Genomic DNA, 592 nt, shown 5'->3' on the forward strand with positions numbered 1-592 from the left:
GAGCCTGGTTTCTTGGCACGATTCTTTAATGTAGCGCTATAAGACGCCGCACTGACGGCAAATTGACTGCAAGAGATTAAGTAAGCATGAAAAGAATCGTTTTATTACTGATGAGCGTTGCTCTGTTTTCTACAGCCGCCCAAGCCGCACGAATCAAAGACGTCGCGCAAGTGGCAGGCGTGCGAAGCAACCAACTCGTGGGTTATGGTTTGGTTTCAGGCTTACCAGGTACGGGCGAAGCCAACCCATTTACTGAGCAAAGTTTCGCAGCCATGCTGCAAAATTTCGGCATTCAGCTGCCGCCGGGTACTAAGCCAAAAATCAAGAACGTTGCCGCGGTTATGGTCACGGCAGAGTTGCCGCCATTTTCTAAGCCGGGTCAACAAGTGGACGTGACTGTATCGTCAATCGGTAGTGCGAAAAGCCTACGTGGTGGTACGCTTCTACAAACGTTCCTTAAAGGTCTAGACGGTCAAGTTTACGCGGTTGCCCAAGGTAACTTAGTGGTGAGCGGTTTCAGTGCTGAAGGCGCTGACGGTTCAAAAATTGTTGGTAACAACCCAACCGTTGGTCTTATCTCTAGTGGTGCGAC

General features: G+C 50.0%; 1 protein-coding gene. It reads left to right on the plus strand.

The window, feature by feature from the left end; translation table 11 throughout:
• Positions 1–86 precede the first annotated feature (86 nt).
• A partial coding sequence (locus R7Z50_RS29200) for a flagellar basal body P-ring protein FlgI (protein WP_318149974.1) occupies positions 87–592 on the plus strand: 506 nt, incomplete at its 3' end.

The organism is Vibrio sp. 1249-1 (assembly GCF_033340495.1).